Genomic DNA, 2,797 nt, shown 5'->3' with positions numbered 1-2,797 from the left:
TGAAAACAATATGATCCTGTGGTAAGACTGAAGCAATTTCTAGTGGTAAGGTGGTTTGATTTGTGTTATAGTGAATGTACATGGGATAGCCTTTCTCAGTATTTTGTCCTAATTATATTGTATCAAGACTATCTCCATAAGGCAAAAAGCAACGGCTTTAAAACCGTTGCTTTTTGCGTTAGTCAGAGGGGTTTTTGTCCCAGCCTCGTGCTGTCAACTCCATAAAGGTGTACTTTTATCAACGTTTGTAAACTTCTTTCCTATGGCCGACTTCAAGAGCCAAGACTACGAGTTCATCGTCTATAATGTCACAGATTACAGGATAATTGCCAATTCTGTAACGCTATAACCCTTTTAGATCCTCTATTTTTGGAGCAATTTTTCTTTGACCAAATAGTCATGGGCAACACTAGCGGCTGTTTTCCCTTCTACATCAACCTGATAGTTCATCTCTGACATCTGACTAGCAGTTATTTTTCCAGCTAGTTGATTCAGAATCCCTTCCAGTTCTGGGTGTTTTTCCAACAAGTCTGCCCGCATTAAAGGGGCTCCTTGATAGGGTGGGAAGAGTTGGCGATCATCCTCCAGTACAAAGAGGTTGTATTGTTTAAGTTGACTGTCTGTCGAGTAGGCATCAATCAGATTGACGGCTCCTGTCTGGATGGCCTGATAGCGCAGTGATGGCTCCATGGTGTTGACCTTGAAGTTTAGGCCGTAGACTTTTTCGAGGCCAAGATAGCCGTCAGGGCGGTCATTAAATTCCAGCGAAAAGCCCGCTTGCAGTTGGGATTGGATCTTGGCTAAGTCTGAAATCTTCGCCAGTTGGTGTTTCTTGGCAAAAGTTTGTGAGACTGCCAAGGCATAGGTGTTCTGATACTCCATCGGCTTCAGAGGCTGGGACAAAAGTCTAGCCTCTCTCTTTATGATTAGCAAAATACCTTTGACGCAGTAGTTGATTGGGTCTAGAGAGTACCAAATCTTGTTTGCGAAGCAAACTCCAATCGTTCGCTTGATAGCGAACATTTCATGTTCGTCCATATCATAGGCTCAGCGAGTCAATTCCTGACTCGCTGAGAGGACTACGAACCCGACCTAATCAACCTTGCGGGGGTGGGACTACGAACTAATTTTGAAAAAAATTAGTTCTGTCCCACTCCCTTGACAATCCCTCTTCGTGCAGCTTCATAGACGGCTACTGGGTCATGTAATAGCCAGTCTCCTTGGGGTAGTTCAGAATCCAAAGCAAAATCTGAAGCGAATTTCGATGAAGGTCATACTTTCTAGCAAAACGCTCATACAGAACCGTCTGTTCATACATCATGCGGACATAAGTTTTAAACTCCATAGAACCCCTCCCTCTTAGCCCTTGCTTTAATAAGTTCAGTATAGAGCAAAGTCTTTTATAGTCAATTTTTTTGACTATTTTTAAACAAGAAGAAAAGCAGCCTTTTTTACAGGCTACTTTTCTTATAAATCTAAACATGACTCGCAATTAGTGATAAGTCACCATCAAAAGTCCAATCTTTAACGTTATTAGGCAGGATAAAATGATCGCCCTTTTGCAAGGAATAGGTCTGACCATCCACAGCCAAGCTCCCTTGACCCTCGAGAACACTCACGAGATAGTAATCCGCTTGCTGGTGGAAGGAAACCGGCCCTACCACATCCCATTTATAGACCACAAAAAAGTCATTGGCAACCAGGAGGGTCGATGTAAGATTCCCTAGCTGCAAAGAAGTTGGCCGACTATTTGCTGGTTTGCCAATCGTTGAAACCGCAACCGACTGGTCAATATGCAGCTCCCGACGATTGCCCTGCTCATCAACCCGTTCAAAATCATACACACGATAGGTAACGTCACTGGACTGCTGGGTTTCTAAAATCATAATCCCCGCACCAATCGCATGAACCGTACCACTCGGCACATAGAAGAAATCTCCCGCTTTCACAGGCACCTTGGTTAATAATTGCTCCCAGTTTTGCGATTCAATTTGTTGGCGAAGTTCTTCCTGAGACTGGGCCTCATGGCCGTAGATAATCTCCGCACCTGGTTCAGCATCAAGCACATACCAACACTCTGTTTTTCCAAGACTCTTTTCATGAGCTAAACCATACTGGTCATCCGGATGAACCTGAACACTCAACCAATCATTAGCATCTAAAATTTTCGTAAGCAAGGGGAACACAGGCTCCGGACGATTCCCAAACAAATCCCGATGCTCTGCATACAAGTCATCAAGCTTCTGGCCTTGATAAACACCGTTTTTTACAGTCGACACCCCATGCGGATGAGCTGAAATGGCCCAGTATTCTCCGACCTTACCACTTGGCAGCTCGTATCCAAAAACATCCTGTAATTTACGACCACCCCAGATTTTTTCCTGCATCACCGATTCTAAAAATAATGGTTCTGACATTGCTTGTCCTCCTATCTATTCTTTCACAACTGTAAAATCATTTCTCACACTAATACTATCACAAAAAGAAAAACATGACACGGTTTCTCAGATGGGTTGAGGGTAAACTTTAAAGAAATCTTTCAAATCCCTAACTTCAAAAAGTAGATTAGAGTAACCTTAAACCCTATACCATCAAAAACAAGCAACTTACCCAGCTCTCTCTGAGATAGCTGGTTTTTTACAAAGATACTTAAAGGAAAGTTGAGACATCCCAAAGTTAGACATCAAAAAAGGGTTCTATAATAAGTTGTGTGGAAAGCTTGCTCTCCATGCAACTTTTTTTGTAATTCAGAGTGCAAAAAAAAGCAATTCCTAGTAAACTGATAAGTGAAAAAAAA

Annotated in this window: 2 protein-coding genes and 2 pseudogenes; all 4 read right to left on the bottom strand. The window is 42.5% G+C overall.

Annotated features, from left to right (window positions below):
- Window positions 1-238 precede the first annotated feature (238 nt).
- Window positions 239-343: pseudogene (locus E5983_RS09925) on the bottom strand (type II toxin-antitoxin system RelE family toxin); the annotation flags it as partial.
- A 20-nt stretch (window positions 344-363) separates the two neighbouring features.
- Window positions 364-924: pseudogene (locus E5983_RS08860) on the bottom strand (glycine betaine ABC transporter substrate-binding protein); the annotation flags it as partial.
- A gap of 268 nt (window positions 925-1,192) precedes the next feature.
- Window positions 1,193-1,345, bottom strand: coding sequence for a hypothetical protein (locus E5983_RS08855; RefSeq protein WP_160333472.1), 153 nt, complete (start codon window positions 1,343-1,345; stop codon window positions 1,193-1,195).
- 130 nt (window positions 1,346-1,475) lie between these two features.
- Entirely contained in the window at window positions 1,476-2,417 is a 942-nt protein-coding gene (gene manA / locus E5983_RS08850) for a mannose-6-phosphate isomerase, class I (RefSeq protein WP_160333471.1), read from the bottom strand.
- Window positions 2,418-2,797 lie beyond the last annotated feature (380 nt).

It is taken from the genome of Streptococcus danieliae (genome assembly GCF_009767945.1).
Classification (GTDB): Bacteria; Bacillota; Bacilli; order Lactobacillales; family Streptococcaceae; genus Streptococcus; species Streptococcus danieliae.
Note: the sequence above shows the minus strand (reverse complement) of the source record. Positions and strands in the feature narration are given on the sequence as shown.